This is a genomic window from Bradyrhizobium hereditatis, assembly GCF_020329435.1.
Classification (GTDB): Bacteria; Pseudomonadota; Alphaproteobacteria; order Rhizobiales; family Xanthobacteraceae; genus Bradyrhizobium; species Bradyrhizobium hereditatis.
The window spans coordinates 876351-891385 of the sequence record NZ_JAGKJK010000001.1; the positions used below are offsets into that span (position 1 = coordinate 876351).

Below are 15035 nucleotides of genomic sequence, written 5' to 3' on the forward strand. Positions count from 1 at the left end.
CTTTTATCCTTGACGCGTTTTCTTCATGCGAACCGGATTCCACTTCGCTTGAAAACGCTACGTTATTGCACGACCAGCGCGGCTGCCTTCACGGCAGTCACGGCGGCATTGTAATTATTGACGAGTTGCTGGACCGAGGCCGCCGACATGTCGAGCACCGGCTTCGGATAGACGCCGAACAGGATTGTCAGCGCCACCAGCGGGAACAGCGTCAGGCATTCGCGGGGGGTCAGGTCCTTGATGCTGGCGAGCGACGGCTTGGTCAGCGCGCCGAACACCACCTTGCGGTAGAGCCACAGCGCGTAAGCCGCCGACAGGATCACCCCGAGCGTGGCGAAAGTCGCCGTCGGGATCGAGACCTTGAAGGTGCCGAGCAGAGTCATGAACTCGCCGACGAAGCCGCTTGTTCCGGGCAGACCGACATTGGCCATGGTAAAGACCATGAACACCATCGCATAGAGCGGCATCCGGTTGACGAGGCCGCCATAGGCCGCGATCTCGCGGGTATGCATGCGGTCGTAGACGATGCCGACGCAGAGGAACAGCGCGCCGGAGACGATGCCGTGCGACACCATCTGGAATACGCCGCCGGCGATGCCCTGGGTGGTGCCAGCGAAAATGCCCATGGTGACGAAGCCCATGTGAGCGACCGACGAATAGGCGATCAGCTTCTTGACGTCCTCCTGCATCAGCGCCACCAGCGAGGTGTAGACGATGGCGATCACCGACAGCGAGAAGATCAGCGGCGCAAAATCATGCGATGCCAGCGGGAACATCGGCAGCGAGAAGCGCAGGAAGCCGTAGCCGCCCATCTTCAGGAGGATCGCGGCCAGGATCACTGAGCCCGCGGTCGGCGCCTCGACGTGGGCGTCCGGCAACCAGGTGTGCACCGGCCACATCGGCATCTTCACCGCAAAGGAGGCAAAGAACGCCAGCCACGCCCAGGTCTGCAAGCTGCGCGGCACGGCCGTCTGCATCAGCGTCGGGATGTCGGTGGTGCCGGCATTCCAGTACAGCGCCATGATCGCGAGCAGCATCAGGACCGAGCCGAGCAGCGTGTAGAGGAAGAACTTGAATGACGCATAGACCCGGCGCGGGCCGCCCCAGACGCCGATAATCAGGAACATCGGGATCAGGCCGCCTTCGAAGAACAGGTAGAACAGCACAAGGTCGAGCGCCGAGAAGGTGCCGACCATCAGCGTTTCCAACAGCAGGAACGCCATCATGTATTCGCGCACGCGCACCGTGACGGATTTCCAGCTCGCGATGATGCAGAACGGCATCAAGGCGGTGGTCAGGATCACGAAGGGGAGCGAAATGCCGTCGACGCCCATGTGATAGGTAATGCCGCTCGCGAGCCAGCTCGCCTTCTCGACGAACTGGAAGTCCGCGCTGGAGGCATCGAAGCGCCAGACCAGGATCAGCGACACCGCGAAGGTGACGAGCGTGGTCCACAGCGCGATCCAGCGCGCATTGCGCCGTGCCGCCTCGTCGTCGCCGCGGGTGATGTAGATCGCCAGCGCGCCGATAACAGGCAGGAAAGTAACGACGGAAAGAATCGGCCAGGTTGTCATTACTGGGCTCCCAAGCCGAACATGAACCAGGTGATCAGCCCGGCGACGCCGATCAGCATCGCAAAGGCATAATGATACAGATAGCCGGTCTGGATCTTCACCACGTTGCGGGTGACATCGAGCACGCGCGCCGAGACGCCGTCCGGACCGAAGCCGTCGATGACGAAGCCATCGCCCTTCTTCCAGAGCTGATAGCCGATCCACTTGGCCGGGCGGACGAAGATGAGCTCATAGAGCTCGTCGAAATACCATTTGTTGAGCAGGAACTGGTAGAGCATCGGGTGTTCGCTGGCGAGCTGGACCGGGATGTAGGGCCGACGGATGTAGAACAGCCACGACACCAGGAAGCCCACGACCATCATCACCGTCGGCAGGAACGCGATCCCCGGAGAGATGTGGTGCATCTCTTCGATGATGTTCGGATGCATCTTCAGCGAGTCGCGGAAGAACTCCTCCACCCCGTGCCCCGCGAACACTTCCTTGAACGGGAAACCGGCCAGGATCGATCCGGCGGCGAGAATGCCGATCGGGACCAGCATCCACATCGGCGATTCATGAGCCGCCTCGTAATGGTGCTGATCATGCGGCTCGCCGTGGAACGTCTTGAAGATCAGGCGCCAGGAATAGAATGAAGTCAGGCCGGCCGCGACCACCGTCATCGCGAAGCCGTAATACGCCAGCGGGTTGTGCGAGACGTAAGCCGACTCAATGATCGCGTCCTTGGAGAAATAGCCGGCGGTGAGCGGGAAGCCAGTCAGCGCCAGCGTGCCGATCACCATCACGGCATAGGTGTAGGGGATCTTGTCCTTCAGCCCGCCCATGTTGCGGATGTCCTGCTCGTGATGCATGGCGTAGATTACCGAGCCGGAGCCCAAGAACAGCAGCGCCTTGAAGAAGGCGTGGGTGAACAGGTGGAACATGCCGACCGAATAGGCCCCTGCTCCCATCGCCACGAACATGTAGCCAAGCTGCGAACAGGTCGAATAGGCGACGATGCGCTTGATGTCGTTCTGCACCAGGCCGACGGTGGCGGCAAAGAACGCGGTGGTGGCGCCGAAGAACATCACGACGGCCTGCGCGTTCGGCGCGAGCTCGAACAGCGGCGACAGCCGTGCCACCATGAACACGCCGGCGGTGACCATGGTCGCGGCGTGGATCAGCGCGGAAACCGGCGTCGGGCCTTCCATCGCGTCCGGCAACCAGGTGTGCAGCAGGAACTGGGCCGATTTGCCCATCGCGCCCATGAACAGCAATAGGCAGATCAGCGTCAGAGCGTCGGCATGCCAGCCGAAGAAATTGATGGTCTTGCCAGTCAGCCCCTGGGCGCCGGCGAAGATCGTCTCGAAATCGGTGGTGTTGAGCAGCATGAAGACGGCGAAAATGCCAAGCGCGAAACCGAAGTCGCCGACGCGGTTGACAATGAAGGCCTTGATCGCCGCCGCGTTCGCCGACGGCTTCTGATACCAGAAGCCGATCAGGAGGTAGCTGGCGAGACCCACGCCTTCCCAGCCGAAGAAGAGCTGGACCAGATTGTCCGCGGTCACCAGCATCAGCATCGCGAAGGTGAACAGCGACAGATAGGCGAAGAAGCGCGGCCTATGCGGATCCTCGTCCATGTAGCCGATGGAATAGAGGTGCACCAGCGAGGAGATGGTGTTGACCACCACGAGCATCACGGCGGTCAGCGTGTCGACGCGCAGGGCCCATGACACCTGCAGATCGCCGGAATTGATCCACGGGAACAGCGCGATCCGTGCGTCCTGGTGCAGGAAGCCGACATTGACCAGCACCACCCAGGACAGCGCGGCGGAAACAAATAGCAGTCCTGTCGTGATCAGCTCGGCCGCGCGCGAACCCTGCGCCGGCGGCTCGGAGACGTGATGGTCGTCATGGCCATGGTCGTCATGGGCAACGGCGGCGTGCGCGTGATCGCCAAGGCCTTGATCGTGATGCCCGTGATCGTGATGCTTGACCTCATCGCCGCTCGGGTTGCGCGCATGCGCTCCGACCAACGCGATCAGGCCGGCCAGGATGGCGCCCAGCAGCGGCAGAAAGACGATTGCCTGAACCATAGCTGAGCCCTAGCCCTTCATCAGATTGACGTCTTCAACCGCGATCGAACCGCGGTTGCGGAAATACACGACCAGCACGGCAAGACCGATCGCGGCCTCGGCGGCGGCGACCGTCAGCACCAAAAGCGCGAACACCTGCCCGACGATGTCGCCGAGGAAGGTCGAGAACGCCACGAGGTTGATGTTGACGGCGAGCAGGATCAGCTCGATCGACATCAGGATGACGATGATGTTCTTGCGGTTCAGGAAGATGCCGAGGATCCCGAGCGTGAACAGAATGGCGGCGACCGCGAGATAGTGTCCCAGACCGATCGTCATTTCACCCACTCCGCCGCGTCGGAATCCTGCAGCCCCTGCCCCGGCGCCACCTTGCGGATGGCCATCGCCAGCTCGGGCGTGCGGGCGTTCTGCACGTTGATGTCTTGCCGCTTGACCTTGGCCTTGTGGCGCAGCGTCAGCACGATGGCGCCGATCATGGCGACCAGCAGCACGATGCCCGCGATCTGGAAGTAATGGATGTACTTCGTGTAGAGCACGAGCCCGAGCGCCTCGGTGTTGCTGACATTGGCCGGGATCGCCGCCGTGATCTGCTTGGCGGTATCGGGCCTCATGACCCATCCGCCCGCGACCAGCAGCAGCTCGGCGAGGAAGATGCCGCCGATCACAAGACCAATCGGCAGATACTCGATAAAACCTTCGCGCAGCTCGGTGAAGTCGACATCGAGCATCATGATCACGAACAGGAACAGCACGGCGACCGCGCCGACATAGACCACGATCAGCATCATGCCGAGGAATTCGGCCCCCATCAGGATAAACAGGCCGGAGGCGTTCACGAAGGCCAGGATCAGATACAGCACGGAGTGCACGGGATTGCGCGAGACAATCACCATGACAGCGGACGCTATGCAGACGCCGGCGAAGAGATAGAAGAACAGCGCGGGAAGGATCATGCAGCCCTCCCACTTTGGAGCATTGATCTAGACAAGCACACAACTGCGTTCCCTCCCCCCTTGCGGGGGAGGGCTAGGGAGAGGGGTAAGCCACGCGCACCGACCCCGGGGCTTACGCCTCTCTCCCACTCTCCCCCGCAAGGGGGGAGAGGGCCCACCGCGTGCGCGGCAAATGCGTGCGTCTCAACAGCCACGTTCATCACCTCACCGGTACGGCGCGTCGAGCTCGATTGCTTTCGCAATCTCGCGCTCCCAGCGGTCGCCATTGGCGAGCAGCTTGGCCTTGTCATAGTAGAGTTCCTCGCGGGTCTCGGTCGCGAATTCGAAATTCGGTCCTTCGACGATGGCATCGACCGGGCAGGCCTCCTGGCACAGGCCGCAATAGATGCACTTCACCATGTCGATGTCGTAGCGCACGGTGCGGCGGGTGCCGTCGTTGCGGCGCGGGCCGGCCTCGATCGTGATCGCCTGCGCCGGGCAGATCGCCTCGCACAGCTTGCAGGCGATGCAGCGTTCCTCGCCGTTCGGATAGCGGCGCAGCGCATGCTCACCGCGGAAGCGCGGCGAGATCGGATTCTTCTCGAACGGATAGTTGATGGTCGGCTTCGGCTTGAAGAAGTAGCGCATGGCGAGAAAGAACGCCGATACGAATTCGCTCAGCAGAAGCGCCCGGGCGGTTGCGTTGACGTTGACACTCATGACGGCCTCACTTCGGCGCAATGCCGGCGAACTGGAGCACAGCGGCCACAATCACCACCATCGCCAGCGACAGCGGCAAGAACACCTTCCAGCCGAGTCGCATCAGTTGATCGTAGCGGTAGCGCGGCACCATCGCCTTCGCCATCGCGAACAGGAAGAACATGAAGAACAGTTTCAGCGCGAACCACACGACACCCGGAATCCAGGTGAACGGCGGCAGCGACACCGGCGGCAGCCAGCCGCCGAGAAACATGATCGTAGCCAGCGCGCACATCGTGGTGATTGCGACATATTCGCCGAGCATGAACAACAGATATGGCGTCGAGCCGTATTCGACCATGAAGCCGGCGACCAGTTCGGATTCCGCTTCCACCAGATCGAACGGCGGACGGTTGGTCTCGGCAAGCGCCGAGACGTAGAACACCACGAACATCGGGAACAGCGGCCACACATACCAGTTCAGGATGGTGAGCTGCGGCAATCCGATCAGGCTGGCGAGGCCACGGGCATCCTGCGCCTCCACCACGGCCGAGAGATTGAGCGAGCCGGCGCACAAGAGCACCGTGATGATGACGAAGCCGATCGAAACTTCGTAGGACACCATCTGCGCCGCCGAGCGCAGCGCGGCCAGGAACGGATATTTGGAGTTCGACGACCAGCCGGCCATGATGATGCCGTAGATCGACAGCGACGAGATCGCGAAGATGTAGAGGATGCCGACATTGATGTCGGAGATCACCCAGCCAACATCCATCGGAATCACGGCCCAGGCGGCGAGCGCCAGGATACAGGACACCAGCGGCGCCAGCAGGAATACGCCCTTGTTGGAGCCGGACGGAATGATCGGCTCCTTCAGCACGAACTTCAGAAGGTCCGCGAAGGATTGCAGAAGACCCCAGGGGCCGACCACGTTGGGGCCACGGCGGATCTGCACCGCCGCCCAGATCTTGCGGTCGGCGAGCAGGATGTAGGCGATCGCGATCAGGAGCACGACGAGCAGGAGCAGGCTCTGCGCGACCATCACGATCAGCGGCCAGAGAAAGCCGGTCCAGAACGAGCTTGCGAACAAATCAGCCATCAGATCACGCTCACTCCGCTGCCGTCAGCATTCGCCCGGCCGCCAGCCGGGAACATTCCGCCATCACCGCCGAGGCCCGTGCGATCGGGTTGGTCAGATAAAAATCCTCGACGGAAGATTTCAGCGGGCTCTTGTCGACCTTGCCGCCCTTGGCCGCCAGCGCCTTGACCTGCTCGGCCTTGCCCGGCTCGATCTGGTCGATCCGCATCAAATGCGGCACAGCCTTGAACAGCGCCTGGCGCAGCGCCTGCAGGGAATCATAGGGCAGCTTCTTGCCGAGCACGTCAGACAGCGCGCGGGCGATCGCCCAGTCCTCGCGCGCGTCGCCGGGCGGAAACGCGGCGCGGGCCGCGATCTGCGCCCTGCCCTCGGTGTTGACATAGAGGCCGGATTTTTCGGTATAGGCCGCGCCCGGCAGGATGACATCGGCGCGATGCGCACCGCGGTCGCCATGGGTGCCGATATAGACCACGAACGTGTCGTCCGGCACCTTCACCTCGTCGGCCCCCAGCAGGAACAGCACGTCGAGTGTGCCGAATGTCGTCATCTGCGCCTGACTGAGACCGCCCTTGCCAGGCGCAAAGCCGATATCGAGCGCGCCCGCGCGCGAGGCGGTGTCCTGCAGCACCGCAAAGCCGTTCCAGCCGTCCTTGAGCGCGCCCGTGCCCGTCGCGATCTTGGCTGCCAGCGCCAGCACCGCCGCACCGTCATGCCGCGACAACGAACCGGCGCCGACCAGTACGATCGGGTTCTTGGCGCCCTTCAGCACCTCGGTGAAGGAATGCTTGCCGCTGGCGAGGTCGGCGAGCGTATCGGTGCCCGCGCCGAGATAGTCGTAGTCATAGGTGAGATCGGCCTTGGGGCCGACCACGGCGACCTTGAGCTGGCCGGTGCGCCAGCGCTTGCGGATGCGCGCGTTGAGCATCGCCGCTTCCTTGCGCGGATTGGAGCCGATGATCAGGAGCGCGTCAGCCTGCTCGATCCCCGCGATGGTCGGATTGAAGATGTAGGTCGCGCGGCCGAGCTTGGGGTCGAAGGCATCGCCGCCCTGCACCGCCAGATTGGTCGAACCATATTGGCCGAGCAGATCCTTGAACGCGAACATCTCCTCGACCGCGGCGAGATCGCCGGCGATCGCCCCGATCCGCTTGCCGTCGCTCATCCTGAGCTTGGCCGCAACGGCTGCGAAAGCCTCCTGCCAGGACGCGGCGCGAAGCTTGCCGTTCTCACGGATATAGGGCCGGTCGAGCCGCTGCGTCCGCAGGCCGTCGACGATGTGGCGGGTCTTGTCGGAAATCCATTCCTCGTTCACGGCCTCGTTGATGCGCGGCAGGATCCGCATCACCTCACGGCCGCGGGTGTCGACGCGGATTGCCGAGCCCACACCATCCATGACGTCGACAGACTGCGTCTTGCCGAGCTCCCACGGCCGGGCGGCGAACGCGTAGGGTTTTGAGGTCAGCGCGCCGACCGGGCAGATATCGACAAGGTTGCCCTGCAGCTCGGACGTGAGCGCCTGCTCCAGATAGGTCGTGATCTCCATGTCCTCGCCGCGACCCGTCGCGCCCATTTCCGGGACGCCGGCGACTTCGGCCGAGAAGCGGACGCAGCGCGTGCACTGGATGCAGCGGTTCATCGAGGTCTTGATCAGGGCGCCCAGATACTTGTCCTCGACCGCGCGCTTGTTTTCGGCAAAGCGCGAAGTGTCGACGCCGTAACCCATCGCCTGGTCCTGCAGGTCGCACTCGCCGCCCTGATCGCAGATCGGGCAATCCAGCGGATGGTTGATCAAGAGGAATTCCATCACGCCTTCGCGCGCCTTCCGGACCATCGGCGAACGCGTGGAAATCTCCGGCGGCTCGCCCTTCGGGCCCGGACGGCAGTCGCGCACGCCCCAGGCGCAGCTTGCGACCGGCTTCGGGCCGCCCTTGATCTCGACGAGGCACATCCGGCAATTGCCGGCGATCGACAGCCGCTCGTGATAGCAGAAGCGCGGAATTTCGGCGCCCGCGGCCTCGCACGCCTGCAGCAGCGTGTATTCCGCAGGCACATCGATCTCTTTGCCGTCGATGATGAGTTTGGTCATAGCTGTCTCAAGTCTTTCCCAGCTTGCAGTCTGGCGGTGTAACGCTGGCGGTCTTCAGCGATGCCGTGATCCATCGCTGGGTGTCGGCGCCATAGGTCGCGAGATAGGCCGGCTGCGCTGCGTTCTTCTCGCACAGGAATGGCAGATGCGGTTTCAGGTCGTAGTCGCAGGAGGCCTGCCACTCGCGCTTGCCCGCGAACGCGCTGATCGCTTCCTCGCAGGCATAAAGGAAATAAGTGACGAAGCTCTCGTACTGCACGTGCTCGTCGCCGCCCGCCTTGATCTTCTCATAGTCCGGCTGCGCGAACTTCGGATTCTTGAACGCCAGATCGGTGTAACCCAGAAACGCCTGCCGCGCGCTGGAGGCGCGGTTGCCGGTGCGGATTTCGTTGATCTGGAACAGGATCGCAACAAAGCCGAGCAGCGCCACGGCCGCCTGCGCCATCTGCGCCAGCGTCCCGTATCTCTGCCACCAAAAGCTCGGTTGCGACATCGCGATCACTCCGCCGCCACCATGTTCACGGGGTCGCGCACGCCGATATCGTCGATGTCAGCCTTGTGCGAATACTGGGCGATCCGCTCCTCGATCTCGTGACGGAAATGCGCGATCAGGCCCTGGATGGGCCAGGCGGCGGCGTCGCCGAGCGCGCAGATCGTGTGTCCCTCGACCTGCTTGGTCACTTCCAAGAGCATGTCGATCTCGCGCTTGTGCGCGCGGCCCTCGGCCATGCGCGTCAGCACGCGCCACATCCAGCCCGTGCCTTCGCGGCACGGCGTGCACTGGCCGCAGCTCTCGTGCTTGTAGAAATAGGAGATGCGCGCGATCGCCCGGATCAGGTCGGTCGACTTGTCCATCACGATCACGGCGGCGGTGCCGAGGCCGGAGCGCAGCTTGCTCAGGGAATCGAAATCCATCGGCGTGTCGATGATCTGCTCGGCCGGCACCATGCGCACCGACGAACCGCCGGGGATCACGGCCTTCAGATTGCCCCAGCCGCCACGAATGCCGCCGCAGTGCTTTTCGATCAGCTCGCGGAACGGAATGCCCATCGCCTCTTCGACGTTGCAGGGCCGCTCGACATGGCCGGAGACGCAGAACAGCTTGGTTCCGACATTGTTCGGCCGGCCGATCGCCGCGAACCACGCCGCGCCGCGTCGCAGGATGTCGGGCGCAACCGCGATGGACTCGACATTGTTGACGGTGGTCGGGCAGCCATAGAGGCCGACATTGGCCGGAAATGGCGGCTTCAGCCGCGGCTGGCCCTTCTTGCCTTCGAGGCTTTCGAGCAGCGCAGTTTCCTCGCCGCAGATATAGGCGCCGGCACCGTGCGCCACATATAGGTCGAACGGCCAGCCATGGAGGTTGTCCTTGCCGATCAGCTTGGCGTCATAGGCCTGATCGATGGCGGCCTGCAGGCGCTCGCGTTCGCGAATGAACTCGCCGCGCACGTAGATGTAGCAGGCATGCGCGCCCATCGCGAAGCTGGCCAAGAGGCAGCCTTCCACGAGCAGATGCGGATCGTGCCGCATGATCTCGCGGTCCTTGCAGGTGCCGGGCTCCGACTCGTCGGCATTGACGACGAGGTAGCTCGGCCGGCCGTCGGTGGATTCCTTCGGCATGAACGACCATTTCAGGCCGGTCGGAAAGCCAGCGCCACCACGACCACGCAGGCCGGAAGCCTTCATCTCGTTGATGATCCAGTCGCGGCCCTTGTCGATGATCGCTTTCGTGCCGTCCCACGCGCCGCGGCGGCGCGCGCCCTCCAGCCCCCAATCGTGGAGGCCGTAGAGGTTCTTGAAGATGCGATCCTTGTCGTCGAGCATGACTTGAAGCTTCCTAGCGGATCAACGGTTGGACTGCGCATAGGCAAGGCCCGCGGCGCATCCGCCGAAGGTCAGCGCCCACAACAGGCTGGATTCGAGCGTTGCGTTCAGCCCGTAACGCTGCAGCAGAAAGATGAACGTCGCCGCCACGACGGCGTGCATGCCGATATAGCGCCAGTTCTTCATCGCGCTGACCCTCCCCAGCCCGCCTGCGGGCAATGTGCCGTCACGCATCATGTGGATTCCTTCAGCGTCGTCGGCCCGCCCGCGGGCGCCGAGAACTGACGGTCGATCTGCGGTCCCGGCTTCGGCGGATTGCCCGAGGCAAAGCCGTCCAGCACCTTGCCGAAGGTTTCCTTGGTCAGGTCCTCGTAGGTGTCCTTCCAGATCTGCACCATCGGCGCATTCACGCAGGCACCCAGGCACTCGACCTCTTCCCAGCTGAAATTGCCGTCCTTCGACAGATGGAAGGGCTCATGATGGATGCGGCTCTGGCACACCTCGATCAGATCGCCGGCGCCGCGCAGGCGGCAGGGCGTGGTGCCGCAAACCTGCACATGGGCCTTCTTGCCGACCGGCTGGAGCTGGAACATGGTGTAGAACGTCGCGACTTCCAGCACTCGGATGTAGGGCATATCGAGCATATCGGCGACGACGCGGATCGCGGCTTCCGACAGCCACCCTTCATGCTGCTCCTGTGCGCGCCACAGGATCGCGATCACAGCGGAGGCCTGACGGCCCGGCGGATATTTGGCGATCTGCGCCTTGGCCCAGGCGAGATTCTCGTCCGTGAACGCAAAGCTCGCGGGCTGCAATTCCTTCGGGGCAAGGCGGCGGACGGACATCGTTTCAGTCTCTCATTGCACGCGGCGCGCGGCCTTCGCATTGAGCGCTTCCATCCGGGCGAGCCAGAATGCGCTTGCGGTGCCGAACACGTTGTAGCCGACATGGGTTGAAACCTTGATCCGATCAAGGATCGATAGATCAGTCACGGTTTCAAGGCGATGGCTGCGCGGATCGTAGACGATCAGCTTCAGCGATTGGTCGAGGATGTAGCGCGATACGGTGTGCTTGGGATCGTTGCCGTGCTCCTCGCACAAGAGCACGCTGTCGCCCTGCATCAGCCGCGCGCCGCCCTTCATGGCCTCGATCTCGACGCCTTCGACGTCGAGCTTGATTAGATATTTGCCGCCGGGCGCGATCTTGCCGTCGTCCAGGAGGTTATCCAGCGCGATGACCGGCACCTCCTCGCCGCCGGACTGGTCGCCGGCGATGCTGAAGGCCTCATGCTTGGTGCCTGATAGCCGCGCGGTGCCGCGCGCAGCACCAATTGCGCATTTCATGGTCTCGAAGCGATTGCCGTTGATGCGAGCGTTGTTGGCGAGCTTTGGATAGTTCTGCCCCGATGGCTCGATCGCGATCGCCTTGTGCGATCCGAATGGCTTGCTCGACACCAGAACCGACCAGTAGCCGTAATTGGCGCCGCAATCGAGCAGCGTGTAGTCAACATCGGCGGAATCCTGGAACAGCAGCTCCAGTTCATCCTCGTAATGGAAGCTGCGATTGAGCAGCTTGCTCCAATAGCCATCGCCATAGGGAAATTCGAACACTGCATCGTCGTTGAGTTTGACCTGGATACCGCGCTCCGGCAGCGTCGTGCGCAACAGGTTGGCGCACATGTTGTAGCCACGATGCGAAAAGTTCGACGCCACCTTCGAGCCCAACACCAGCGCGAGGGCGGCCAAGCGCTCCCACGCGTTCGCACCTTCGAGTGCGCCCGATGCCCGGTCGAACTGGATGGGCGCCTGCGCCATCACCGATCGACCTCTCCGAACACGATGTCGAGCGAGCCGAGGATGGCCGAGACGTCGGCGAGCAGATGGCCCTTGCAGATGTGATGCATCGCCTGCAGGTGCGCAAAGCCCGGCGCGCGGATCTTGCACTTGTAGGGCCTGTTGCTGCCGTCGGAGACCAAATAGACGCCGAATTCGCCCTTCGGCGCTTCCACCGCGGCGTAGACCTCGCCGGCCGGCACGTGCACGCCTTCGGTGTACAGCTTGAAGTGATGGATCAGGGCTTCCATCGAGCGCTTCATCTCGCCGCGACGGGGCGGTGCGATCTTATTGTCCTCGACCACGACGGGCCCCTGCCCGTCAGGTGCTCTAAGCTTCTGGATGCACTGCTTCATGATGCGCACCGACTGGCGCATCTCTTCCATGCGGATCAGGTAGCGGTCGTAGCAGTCGCCGTTCTTGCCGATCGGGATGTCGAAATCCATCTCGGCATAGCACTCATAGGGTTGCGCCTTGCGCAGATCCCAGGCCGCGCCCGAGCCACGCACCATCACGCCCGAAAAGCCCCACTCCCAGGCTTCTTTCAGCGAGACGACACCGATATCGACGTTGCGCTGCTTGAAGATGCGGTTGCCGGTCAGGAGCGTATCGAGATCGGCGACGACCTGCAGGAACGGATCGCACCAGGCCTCGATATCGTCGATCAGTTTTGGCGGCAGGTCCTGATGCACGCCGCCCACGCGGAAATAGGCCGCATGCATGCGCGAGCCGGAGGCGCGTTCATAGAACACCATCAGCTTTTCGCGCTCCTCGAATCCCCACAGCGGCGGGGTGAGCGCGCCGACGTCCATTGCCTGCGTGGTGACGTTGAGCAGATGCGACAGGATGCGGCCGATCTCGCAGTAGAGCACGCGGATCAACTGGCCGCGGCGCGGCACCGCGATACCGAGCAGCTTTTCCGCCGCCAGGCAGAACGCGTGCTCCTGGTTCATCGGCGCGACGTAATCGAGCCGGTCGAAATACGGAATCGCCTGCAAATAGGTCTTGTGCTCGATCAGCTTCTCGGTGCCGCGGTGAAGCAGACCGATGTGTGGATCGACGCGCTCCACCACTTCGCCGTCCAGCTCAAGAACGAGACGAAGCACACCGTGCGCCGCAGGATGCTGCGGTCCAAAATTAATGGTGAAGTTGCGCAGGTTCTGTTCATTCATGATCGTCAGGCCTTCGGCTCAGCCTTCTCATCGCCGGGCAGCGGATAGTCCGCGCCTTCCCACGGCGAAAGGAAATCGAATTTGCGGAATTCCTGATTGAGGCGGACGGGCTCGTAGAGCACCCGCTTCTCCTGGTCGTCATAGCGGACCTCGACGAAGCCGGTGAGCGGAAAATCCTTGCGCAGTGGATGGCCGTCGAAGCCGTAATCGGTCAGCAGCCGGCGCATGTCGGGATGGCCGGTGAAGATCACGCCGTAGAGGTCGTAGGTTTCCCGCTCGAACCAGTCGGCGCCGGGAAACACCTCGATGATCGAGGGCACCTGCGTGGTCTCGTCGGCCTCGGCGCGGACGCGAATGCGCTCGTTCAGGGTCGGCGACAGCAGGTGATAGACCACGTCGAAACGCTTCTCGCGGCTGGGGTAGTCGACAGCGGTGACGTCGGTAATGTTGACGAAGCGCAGCGCCGGATCGTCACGCAGGTGCTTCATCACCTCGACGATCTTCGCCACGTCGACCGTAATGGTGAGCTGATTGAACGCGACCGCATGCGCCGTGGCTGCGCCCGGAAGCGCGCTAACAATCGTCTGCCCAAGGGCCTCGAGCTTGCCGTCATCCATTACCTAAAACCTTAGCGTTCGATAGTCCCGATGCGGCGGATCTTCTTCTGCAGCAGCAGAACGCCGTAAAGCAACGCCTCCGCCGTCGGCGGGCATCCGGGCACGTAGATGTCGATCGGCACGATGCGGTCGCAGCCGCGCACGACCGAGTAGGAATAGTGATAATAGCCGCCGCCGTTGGCGCACGACCCCATCGAGATCACGTAGCGCGGCTCGGGCATCTGATCGTAGACCTTGCGCAGCGCCGGCGCCATCTTGTTGGTTAGCGTGCCCGCCACGATCATCACATCGGACTGCCGCGGCGAGGCGCGCGGTGCAAAGCCGAAGCGCTCGACGTCATAACGCGGCATCGACACCTGCATCATCTCGACCGCGCAGCAGGCGAGACCGAACGTCATCCACATCAAGGAGCCCGTGCGCGCCCAGGTGATCAGATCATCGGCGGCGGCGACAAAGAAGCCCTTGTCGGACAGCTCGTGATTGACCTCGAGGAAGAACGGGTCATTGGCCCCGACCGGCTTGCCGGTCGAAGGATCGAGAATGCCCTTCGGCGCCTGCGCGATATCAGGCGAAGAGCCGATTATTCTCTCGCTCAATCCCATTCGAGCGCGCCTTTCTTCCATTCATAAGCAAAGCCGACCGTGAGGACAGCGAGGAACACCATCATCGACCAGAAGCCGGTGGCCCCTAACTTGCCGAACGCGACCGCCCACGGGAACAAGAACGCCACTTCGAGGTCGAAGATGATGAAGAGGATCGCAACCAGGTAGAAGCGCACGTCGAACTTCATACGGGCGTCGTCGAATGCGTTGAATCCGCATTCATAGGCGGAGAGCTTCTCCGGGTCCGGCTGCTGGAACGCGACCAGGAACGGCGCAATCAGGAGCGCCAGACCGATCAGGCTCGCCACCCCGACAAACACGACAAGTGGAAGGTAATTTTGCAGGATGCCGTTCATCGGCGGTGCCTTTTCCTGCGGATTTCGACCGCAGATTCGTTGATTGGAATTATTCTTGCCTTAGCGCAGCGCAACAGAGGGCGCAAGACGAGCCCTCCTGACGCCTCGGCCTGCCCCCGATGCGTCGGCAGAACACCAAAAAGTGTTGCGTTCCTGCCTCTCCTGACCAA

General features: G+C 62.8%; 16 protein-coding genes. All 16 read right to left on the reverse strand.

Annotated elements, in window-relative coordinates; translation table 11 throughout:
* Positions 1 to 62 precede the first annotated feature (62 nt).
* The 16 genes from J6524_RS04315 to J6524_RS04390 all read right to left on the reverse strand — a co-directional run bounded on the left by J6524_RS04315 (position 63) and on the right by J6524_RS04390 (position 14865).
* Positions 63 to 1574 (reverse strand): NADH-quinone oxidoreductase subunit M, encoded by a 1512-nt coding sequence (locus J6524_RS04315; protein ID WP_225669105.1) that lies wholly within the window; start codon positions 1572 to 1574, stop codon positions 63 to 65.
* Complete coding sequence (nuoL, locus tag J6524_RS04320; RefSeq protein ID WP_225669106.1) at positions 1574 to 3646, reverse strand: NADH-quinone oxidoreductase subunit L; 2073 nt, start codon at positions 3644 to 3646, stop codon at positions 1574 to 1576. Before nuoL ends, J6524_RS04315 begins: the two co-directional genes overlap by 1 nt.
* 9 nt (positions 3647 to 3655) lie before the next feature.
* Complete coding sequence (gene nuoK / locus J6524_RS04325) at positions 3656 to 3964, reverse strand: NADH-quinone oxidoreductase subunit NuoK (protein WP_171712524.1); 309 nt, start codon at positions 3962 to 3964, stop codon at positions 3656 to 3658.
* The gene (locus tag J6524_RS04330) at positions 3961 to 4599 is read right to left on the reverse strand and encodes an NADH-quinone oxidoreductase subunit J (protein WP_225669107.1); all 639 of its coding nucleotides are present in this window, start codon (positions 4597 to 4599) and stop codon (positions 3961 to 3963) included. Before J6524_RS04330 ends, nuoK begins: the two co-directional genes overlap by 4 nt.
* A 204-nt stretch (positions 4600 to 4803) precedes the next feature.
* A complete protein-coding gene (gene nuoI / locus J6524_RS04335; protein ID WP_028345787.1) occupies positions 4804 to 5298 on the reverse strand; it encodes an NADH-quinone oxidoreductase subunit NuoI in 495 nt (164 codons plus the stop codon).
* Positions 5299 to 5305: 7 nt separating this feature from the next.
* Positions 5306 to 6376 (reverse strand): NADH-quinone oxidoreductase subunit NuoH, encoded by a 1071-nt coding sequence (gene nuoH / locus J6524_RS04340; RefSeq protein WP_225669108.1) that lies wholly within the window; start codon positions 6374 to 6376, stop codon positions 5306 to 5308.
* Between the two features lie 10 nt (positions 6377 to 6386).
* Entirely contained in the window at positions 6387 to 8462 is a 2076-nt protein-coding gene (nuoG, locus tag J6524_RS04345) for an NADH-quinone oxidoreductase subunit NuoG (protein WP_225669109.1), read from the reverse strand.
* Between the two features lie 7 nt (positions 8463 to 8469).
* On the reverse strand, positions 8470 to 8955 hold the full coding sequence (locus J6524_RS04350) for a hypothetical protein (protein ID WP_225669110.1): 486 nt from the start codon (positions 8953 to 8955) through the stop codon (positions 8470 to 8472).
* Between the two features lie 5 nt (positions 8956 to 8960).
* A complete protein-coding gene (gene nuoF, locus J6524_RS04355; protein ID WP_225669111.1) occupies positions 8961 to 10286 on the reverse strand; it encodes an NADH-quinone oxidoreductase subunit NuoF in 1326 nt (441 codons plus the stop codon).
* A gap of 21 nt (positions 10287 to 10307) precedes the next feature.
* On the reverse strand, positions 10308 to 10523 hold the full coding sequence (locus tag J6524_RS04360) for a hypothetical protein (RefSeq protein WP_376711973.1): 216 nt from the start codon (positions 10521 to 10523) through the stop codon (positions 10308 to 10310).
* The gene (gene nuoE, locus J6524_RS04365) at positions 10520 to 11131 is read right to left on the reverse strand and encodes an NADH-quinone oxidoreductase subunit NuoE (protein WP_225669112.1); all 612 of its coding nucleotides are present in this window, start codon (positions 11129 to 11131) and stop codon (positions 10520 to 10522) included. Before nuoE ends, J6524_RS04360 begins: the two co-directional genes overlap by 4 nt.
* Before the next feature lie 12 nt (positions 11132 to 11143).
* Entirely contained in the window at positions 11144 to 12100 is a 957-nt protein-coding gene (locus J6524_RS04370) for an FkbM family methyltransferase (protein WP_225669113.1), read from the reverse strand.
* Positions 12100 to 13290: an NADH-quinone oxidoreductase subunit D gene (locus J6524_RS04375; RefSeq protein ID WP_225669114.1), complete on the reverse strand. Its 1191-nt coding sequence runs from the start codon at positions 13288 to 13290 to the stop codon at positions 12100 to 12102. The genes J6524_RS04370 and J6524_RS04375 overlap by 1 nt, the downstream gene beginning before the upstream one ends.
* 5 nt (positions 13291 to 13295) lie before the next feature.
* Positions 13296 to 13907: an NADH-quinone oxidoreductase subunit C gene (locus J6524_RS04380; protein ID WP_225669115.1), complete on the reverse strand. Its 612-nt coding sequence runs from the start codon at positions 13905 to 13907 to the stop codon at positions 13296 to 13298.
* A gap of 11 nt (positions 13908 to 13918) precedes the next feature.
* Complete coding sequence (locus J6524_RS04385) at positions 13919 to 14509, reverse strand: NuoB/complex I 20 kDa subunit family protein (protein WP_225669116.1); 591 nt, start codon at positions 14507 to 14509, stop codon at positions 13919 to 13921.
* Positions 14500 to 14865, reverse strand: a complete 366-nt coding sequence (locus J6524_RS04390) for an NADH-quinone oxidoreductase subunit A (protein ID WP_225669117.1) — start codon at positions 14863 to 14865, stop codon at positions 14500 to 14502. The genes J6524_RS04385 and J6524_RS04390 overlap by 10 nt, the downstream gene beginning before the upstream one ends.
* Between the last annotated feature and the right edge of the window lie 170 nt (positions 14866 to 15035).

Bases quoted from the DNA above. Each gene is read 5' to 3' on its own strand.
- J6524_RS04370 (WP_225669113.1), bottom strand. From the start codon at position 12,100: ATGGCGCAGGCGCCCATCCAGTTCGACCGGGCATCGGGCGCACTCGAA.
- J6524_RS04350 (WP_225669110.1), bottom strand. From the start codon at position 8,955: ATGTCGCAACCGAGCTTTTGGTGGCAGAGATACGGGACGCTGGCGCAG.
- J6524_RS04380 (WP_225669115.1), bottom strand. From the start codon at position 13,907: ATGGATGACGGCAAGCTCGAGGCCCTTGGGCAGACGATTGTTAGCGCG.
- J6524_RS04360 (WP_376711973.1), bottom strand. From the start codon at position 10,523: ATGATGCGTGACGGCACATTGCCCGCAGGCGGGCTGGGGAGGGTCAGC.
- nuoE (WP_225669112.1), bottom strand. From the start codon at position 11,131: ATGTCCGTCCGCCGCCTTGCCCCGAAGGAATTGCAGCCCGCGAGCTTT.
- J6524_RS04390 (WP_225669117.1), bottom strand. From the start codon at position 14,865: ATGAACGGCATCCTGCAAAATTACCTTCCACTTGTCGTGTTTGTCGGG.
- J6524_RS04375 (WP_225669114.1), bottom strand. From the start codon at position 13,290: ATGAATGAACAGAACCTGCGCAACTTCACCATTAATTTTGGACCGCAG.
- J6524_RS04330 (WP_225669107.1), bottom strand. From the start codon at position 4,599: ATGATCCTTCCCGCGCTGTTCTTCTATCTCTTCGCCGGCGTCTGCATA.
- nuoH (WP_225669108.1), bottom strand. From the start codon at position 6,376: ATGGCTGATTTGTTCGCAAGCTCGTTCTGGACCGGCTTTCTCTGGCCG.
- J6524_RS04385 (WP_225669116.1), bottom strand. From the start codon at position 14,509: ATGGGATTGAGCGAGAGAATAATCGGCTCTTCGCCTGATATCGCGCAG.
- nuoI (WP_028345787.1), bottom strand. From the start codon at position 5,298: ATGAGTGTCAACGTCAACGCAACCGCCCGGGCGCTTCTGCTGAGCGAA.
- nuoG (WP_225669109.1), bottom strand. From the start codon at position 8,462: ATGACCAAACTCATCATCGACGGCAAAGAGATCGATGTGCCTGCGGAA.
- nuoL (WP_225669106.1), bottom strand. From the start codon at position 3,646: ATGGTTCAGGCAATCGTCTTTCTGCCGCTGCTGGGCGCCATCCTGGCC.
- J6524_RS04315 (WP_225669105.1), bottom strand. From the start codon at position 1,574: ATGACAACCTGGCCGATTCTTTCCGTCGTTACTTTCCTGCCTGTTATC.
- nuoF (WP_225669111.1), bottom strand. From the start codon at position 10,286: ATGCTCGACGACAAGGATCGCATCTTCAAGAACCTCTACGGCCTCCAC.
- nuoK (WP_171712524.1), bottom strand. From the start codon at position 3,964: ATGACGATCGGTCTGGGACACTATCTCGCGGTCGCCGCCATTCTGTTC.